This is a genomic window from Streptomyces sp. 15-116A, from assembly GCF_025290915.1.
Taxonomy (GTDB): Bacteria; Actinomycetota; Actinomycetes; order Streptomycetales; family Streptomycetaceae; genus Streptomyces.
In genome coordinates this window covers 1-5,686 of sequence record NZ_JAOCQE010000346.1, presented here as the reverse complement: position 1 = coordinate 5,686, position 5,686 = coordinate 1, and the positions used below count along the sequence as shown (strand labels likewise).

General features: G+C 74.2%; 7 protein-coding genes. 1 reads left to right on the top strand and 6 read right to left on the bottom strand.

Translation table 11 applies throughout. The features are described 5' to 3' along the window. Positions 1-61: 61 nt before the first annotated feature. The 6 genes from N4P33_RS31750 to N4P33_RS31725 all read right to left on the bottom strand — a co-directional run bounded on the left by N4P33_RS31750 (position 62) and on the right by N4P33_RS31725 (position 5,157). Complete coding sequence (locus N4P33_RS31750; protein WP_260830405.1) at positions 62-793, bottom strand: methyltransferase domain-containing protein; 732 nt, start codon at positions 791-793, stop codon at positions 62-64. Next, complete coding sequence (locus N4P33_RS31745) at positions 790-2,031, bottom strand: lycopene cyclase family protein (RefSeq protein WP_399030487.1); 1,242 nt, start codon at positions 2,029-2,031, stop codon at positions 790-792. Before N4P33_RS31745 ends, N4P33_RS31750 begins: the two co-directional genes overlap by 4 nt. Before the next feature lie 79 nt (positions 2,032-2,110). Then, positions 2,111-2,851, bottom strand: coding sequence for an SOS response-associated peptidase (locus tag N4P33_RS31740; RefSeq protein ID WP_260830403.1), 741 nt, complete (start codon positions 2,849-2,851; stop codon positions 2,111-2,113). Between the two features lie 50 nt (positions 2,852-2,901). Continuing rightward, positions 2,902-3,336, bottom strand: a complete 435-nt coding sequence (locus N4P33_RS31735; RefSeq protein WP_260830402.1) for a VOC family protein — start codon at positions 3,334-3,336, stop codon at positions 2,902-2,904. Positions 3,337-3,370: 34 nt separating this feature from the next. Further along, a complete protein-coding gene (locus N4P33_RS31730) occupies positions 3,371-4,762 on the bottom strand; it encodes a tol-pal system YbgF family protein (RefSeq protein WP_260830401.1) in 1,392 nt (463 codons plus the stop codon). After that, positions 4,759-5,157 (bottom strand): hypothetical protein, encoded by a 399-nt coding sequence (locus tag N4P33_RS31725; RefSeq protein WP_260830400.1) that lies wholly within the window; start codon positions 5,155-5,157, stop codon positions 4,759-4,761. Before N4P33_RS31725 ends, N4P33_RS31730 begins: the two co-directional genes overlap by 4 nt. A gap of 279 nt (positions 5,158-5,436) precedes the next feature. Between N4P33_RS31725 and N4P33_RS31720 the strand changes: the two genes are divergently transcribed. Beyond that, the coding region (locus N4P33_RS31720) for a helix-turn-helix transcriptional regulator (protein WP_260830406.1) at positions 5,437-5,686 on the top strand (250 nt) is incomplete at its 3' end.

Genomic DNA, 5,686 nt, shown 5'->3' with positions numbered 1-5,686 from the left:
ACGGGCATGACGATCTCGGCCTTGCGGTCGCGGCCCCGCCGGGCGGCGCTCCGCGGGGCGCTCACCGGGCGCCCCGGGTGGCGGTGCGGGAGCCGTTGCGGGCGAGGAAGGTGTGCACGATCCCGGTCTGCCACCCGGCGACGGGGGCGACGCGCACGCCCGTGAACCCCGCGCGCCGCAGCCGCTCGGCGAAGGCGGGGGCGGTGTCGAAGCCGAGCACGCTGCTCCACAGGTGGCGGTAGAGGGCCCGGTCCCCGCTGAGGGTGCCCGCCGGGATGATCAGGCCCCGGCACACGGCGTTCCACAGCGCCCGGTGGACCGCCGAGCCGCTGAGGCTGTACTCGTGGACGGCGAGCCGTCCTCCTGGTCGCAGCAGGGACCGTACGGCGGTGAGAACCCGGTCGGGGTGGGTGACGTTGCGGAACAGGTAGGCGGCGAAGACCGCGTCGAAGGGGCCGGCGCCGGCGGCCGCGAACTCCTCGGCGGTCAGGTGCAGGAACCGCACCTGAGGCGGCCACGGTTTGTCCAGTGCGCGGCGCAGCATTCCCGAGGAGGCGTCGACGGCGGTGATGCGGGCGCGGGGCGCGGAGCGCAGCAGGGCGCGGGTGGAGGCGCCGGTACCGCAGCCGAGGTCGAGCAGGTGCAGTCCGGCTCCGCCCTCCGGCAGCCGCAGGCGGCGCGCCGAGCGCAGGAGGTCGGTGCGGTAGCCGGGGTTGAGGGCCGTGAGACGGTCGTAGGTGTGCGCGGCGTGGTCGAAGGCGCGGGCCAGGTCGTGGTCGCGCAGCAGTGTCATCGTCGGCTCTCCTCGCGTCGGGGGGCGGCGGTGGGTCCTGGCCGGGGGCGGCGGGGCAGGAAGGGGAGTTCGATCGCCGTCCGGAGCATCGGGGCGACGGGGGTGTGCAGTCCGATGCCGATGTCCTCCCAGGGTGAGGTGGCTCCGTCGAGAAAACGCAGCAGGCGCTCCGCGGGGGTGCGGCGAAAGAGGCGGGTGAAGAACTCGGGGCCGTCGATCCGCCCGGTGTCGAGGGCGCGCAGCAGCACCGCGTCCATGGCCAGCGCCCTCCGCCCGTACGGCGGCGGCACGGACGCGCGCCCGTCGCCCAGCGCGGCGGCGATGGCGCGGCTCTGCCGCTGCACGGCGGCGAAGGTGTAGCCGGTGGCGGGGCGGGTGGCGCCGCCCGCGGTCCCGATACGGAACACTGCGGATCCGGCCCGGCGAGGGAACCGCCCGTCGGTCATGGGGATGACCCCCTGCTCCGCCGCCTCCACGGTGAACGCCCCGAGGCGCAGGACGGTGCGGCAGTAGTGGCCCAGCGCCGTCTCGTAGGCGTCCACGGTCAGCGGCGCCCGGGAGAACTCGGTGTACTCGATGAGCGCGCGGTCGGCGGCCAGCGGCAGCACGTAGCCGAAGGCGAGCCCGTGGCGCGGCTGGGGCACCCGGAAGTCCATCAGTTCCGCGACCGCCGGGTCGAACCGCTCCGCACAGGTGCGTACGAACCAGCCGCGGAAGTGCTGCAACAGCAGCGTCCGCGCCGGTGGGAGGGTGCGCGGCGGGCGGGAGTCGAACACCCGGCGGGCGCGCAGCGCCAGCGTCCGGCCCTCGGGTGTCACGCACCGGACCTCGGCGCCTCCGGGCACCTCCCGTACGGCGTCGGCGGTCGCGCGCACCACGCGCGCGCCGGGGTGCCGGTCCAGCGCGGCGTACACCAGCCGCTCGAACGGAGCGGAGCGCAGCATGCGGTAGCGCAGCGGGGCGGGGTCGACGGTGACCTCGGTGCCGTCCGGGCCGTGGACGCGCAGGCGAGACCAGGTCGCGTCGGCCGCGTCCGCGAACTCGTCGGGGTCGGGCGCCCAGTAGCACCAGGTCCGCTCAGGGGGCCGCAGGGGTCCCTCGGGCGGTTCGACGAGGGTCACGGTGGTGCTGCCGCAGGTTGCGAGGCGGTACGCCAGGCTGAGGCCGGCCGCGCCCGCGCCGACGACGAGAACGTCGGCCACCGGCGTTCCGTTGTCGTCGTCCACGTGCTGCTCCATGCCGCTGCGGCGGATCGGCTCTCGTCCCTGGGGTGCGTCATCTCTTCGGCCCACCGGCCCCGCCCGGATGCGGGCTCTTCTACGTCACCTCTTCGAGCAGCTCGGGCCCGTTGTTGCGGACGTCGTTGACGGCGGTGGAGACCGGGCGGGCGTTCAGGTGGCCGCCCGCGGGGCTGGTCAGGAGGTTGCGCAGGGCGTCGGGGTCCTGGTGGCGGGGGTCGAGCCATGCGTCGTAGTCGCCGGGGGTGAGGGCGAGCGGCATGCGCGGGTGGATGTGGCCCGCGGCGTCGGTGGCCTCGGTGGTGATGACGGTGCAGGTGATCAGCCAGGCGGCGGGGTCGTCGTCCCGCTCGACGTCCGGGCTGCGCCAGTACTCGTACAGCCCGGCGAGCGCCATCACCTGGTCGTCCTCGCCGTGGATGAAGTACGGCTGCTTGCGCTTCCTGCCCGTGGCCGGGTCGTCGATCTGGCGCCATTCGTAGAAGCCGTCGGCCGGCAGCAGACAGCGGCGTCTGACGAACGCCCGGCGGAAGGCGGGTTTCTCGTGGACGGTCTCGACCCGTGCGTTGATCAGGCGGGCGCCGATCTTCGGGTCGTCGGCCCAGGACGGCACCAGGCCCCAGCGCAGGGCGCGCAGTTGTCTGCGCACCTCGTCGCCGGCGCCTTCGTGCCGCGGGCGGCGTTCGAGTACGGCATACACGTCGTCGGTCGGGGCCACGTTCCAGCTCGGCGCGAGCGTCTCCTCGGGCCGCCAGTCGGTGACCTGGAAGAGCTGGACCAGGTCGTCGGGGCTGCGGGTGGCTGCGTATCGGCCGCACATGTCGCCACTGTGCCACCGGCGCGGGCGATCAGCGCGATGCGTGGACCGTGTCAGACGATCGGCTCACCGAGGCCCAGCAGGTTTCCCTCGCTGTCCCGGAACCAGGCGCCGCGTTCTCCGCGCGCGCCCTTGCTCGGATAGTTGCCCTCGACCTCGGCGATGCCGTCCTTCGTACGGAATCCGGGCAGGTCGACCTCTTCGAACACCACACCGCGCCGTCTGAGCTCCGCCACGACCGTGTCGAGGTCGTCCACCTCGAAGGCCATCTGGGTGAACGTGCCCGGCGAGCTCCCCGTGGACGTGAAGAGCGCGAAGTCACCGGCCGCACCCCGGTACAGCAGCCCGCCGGGGCGTTCGTCGACCGGTTCCAGGCCGAGCTTGTCGGCGTAGAAGCGCCGCGCACGGTCGAGGTCCTGGGCGGGCAGCCGGGTCGCCACGCGGGCGCGGGCGAGCGTGGCCGCGTGGTCCGAGTCATGTGCGTTCATGACTCCACTGTGCCGTGAACCGGTGCCGACGGCCTCACCGCCGGACAACGGACGAGAAGGCGTCCCGGATGTCGGAGCCGGACGGTGTCACATACTTGTTCGACGGGACGCCGCCGTAGGTGAAGAAGGCCCCGGGGCAGCTGGAACCGCCGATCTGTACGGTGCGCTTGGACAGCAGTTTCCCGGTGCGGAGTTCGAAGACGCGCACCGGCACCTTGATCTTGCGGAAGGTGACGTTCGTGATGCTCCCCGTGTCGTCGGCGCGGTAGGGGCACGTCTGGACGGCGCTGCCGAAGTCCGCCTCGCCCGCGCACACCACCAGGGCGGCCTTGCGCGCGTCGGTGGTGCGCCAGCCGGCGGGGAGCCGGCCCGTGTAGGTGTCGTCCCCGAGGAACAGGGTCGGGTTGCCGCCCTTGCGGCGGGCGGGGGCTCCGCTGTACCGGGCGGGGTCGGCGCAGTAGCCGCTGCTCATGCCGTTCGTCGCCCGGACCAGGCCCTCGACCTGGGACAGTTCCTCGGCCAGGACGACCTGGCGGATGCCCTTGCGGGCCTGGCCGGCGCGGTTGTCGCCCGGGTATTCCTTCAGCAGCTGCTCGTAGTGCGTCCGGGCCTGCGGCCACGCGGACTCGCCCCTCAGGGTGTCGCCGCACTTCAGCAGCGCGGCCGGGGCGAGCCGGGTCGCCGTGGCCGCGGAGCGGTCCAGGACGTTCCGGCCGGCCTTGCGTTCGCGCAGCCAGTCGGTGATCGCCACCGTCTCGCAGGCGTCCTCGGTGGGCAGGGCTTCCAGGAAGCGGTCCATGGCCGCCCGGACCGTCGCCTCGTTGCCGGGTTCCTTCAGGACCGAGGCGAGCCGCTGGTAACCCCACTCCACGGCGTCGAGGTCGCCGGTCAGGCCGGCGGTCAGCTCCTCCTCGGCACGTCCCACACGGGCGCATGCCTCGACGGCCGTGTCGCCGCGTGTGGCGACCGGGGCGGCGGCGAGCCGGTGCCCCCACCACACCTTCTCCTGGGCGGCGGTCACCGCCTCGCAGTCCCCGCCCTCACGCGCCTCGGTCACGTCTTCCGCGATCCCGTGAGCGTCCAGCCGCAGCAGCACGGCGGCCGGGAACACTGCGGCGGCCAGGGCGAGGGCGAGCAGGCGCTGCCCCCACCGGGGGCCGGCCGCCCGCCGCCGGGCCAGCAGCCGGCCGTGTGTGACGACGGCGGCCCACCACAGCAGCAGAAGGACCTCGCACCACGTCTCGGCGACCGCGATCGTCGTCCAGGCCAGCGCGACCGTGATCACCGCGGCGGTCCAGAACCATGCGCGCCTGCCCAGCAGCAGATAGCCGACACCGGGCAGCGAAGCGTTGCCGAGGGCGACCGCCACCGGGTCGTACGCGGTCGGCGCGGGCGGGTCGTACGCGGGCGGCGGCGGCTGGGTCACTGCTCCTCCGGAAGGTGATGCGCGGGTGTCCTGGCGCGCACGTGCGCCTCTGCTGCGCGCGTGTGCAGCAGGAGCAGGCCGGGGACTGCGAGGGCGGCGCCGAGGAGCAGCGTCGTGCCGCCGTACAGCGGGTCGTCGCCGAGCGCGAGGGGAATCGCCGCCACCAGCATCAGTACCGTCAGACAGACGGTGGGGGTCCGCGCGGTGCGCCGCCCGCGGCCCGCCCGTACGGCGAACCACAGGCACGCCAGGTAAAGCGCGCTCATCCACGGTGCCGGCCCCGGCGATCCCGGGCCGCCTCCCGAGAGGGCGAGAACAAGGAACGTCCCCAGCGCGTTCAGAACCACGGCCAGGGTCACACTCCCCGGCCGACGGGCCATGCCCTCGGTGCTCATAGGCTCTCCCCCTCCCGGCTCCCCCGGCGCCCGGGGACGGCGCGGTCCCGTGACGATGCGCGGGCCGCGCCGCCCGTGGGCTCCCCCGCCGTCCGATTCCAGCGCACGCCACCGTTGTTCAGCAGCCCCGATCCGGCCCTGAACAATCCGCGAAGGGCCTGTGGGGAAGCGCCGGTTGCCCTTGCCGCCGCTTCCGGCCCGTCCCTACGGTGGGCGTTCGGGCGAGTGCTCAGCGCGAACAGAGCGGACAACGGGGCGGCACGGGTGGCGGGACACGGGGTGGGGCGGCGGGAGCGGAGCCCGGATCCGGACGCCGGTCCGGTGCAGCGGTTCGCCGCGCGGCTGCGCGCGCTGCGGGAGGCGGCGGGGCGTCCGACGTACCGGGCGATGGCGCAGAAGGTCCCCTTCTCCGTGACCGCGCTCTCCCAGGCGGCGGCCGGGCGGCAACTCCCCACGCTGGCCGTGACCTTGGCCTACGTCGAGGTGTGCGGCGGTGACGCCGGGGAGTGGGAGCGGCGCTGGCGGGAGG

Coding starts and splice junctions, on each gene's coding strand:
- N4P33_RS31750 (WP_260830405.1), bottom strand. CDS start 793: ATGACACTGCTGCGCGACCACGACCTGGCCCGCGCCTTCGACCACGCC.
- N4P33_RS31725 (WP_260830400.1), bottom strand. CDS start 5,157: ATGAGCACCGAGGGCATGGCCCGTCGGCCGGGGAGTGTGACCCTGGCC.
- N4P33_RS31745 (WP_399030487.1), bottom strand. CDS start 2,031: ATGGAGCAGCACGTGGACGACGACAACGGAACGCCGGTGGCCGACGTT.
- N4P33_RS31735 (WP_260830402.1), bottom strand. CDS start 3,336: ATGAACGCACATGACTCGGACCACGCGGCCACGCTCGCCCGCGCCCGC.
- N4P33_RS31740 (WP_260830403.1), bottom strand. CDS start 2,851: ATGTGCGGCCGATACGCAGCCACCCGCAGCCCCGACGACCTGGTCCAG.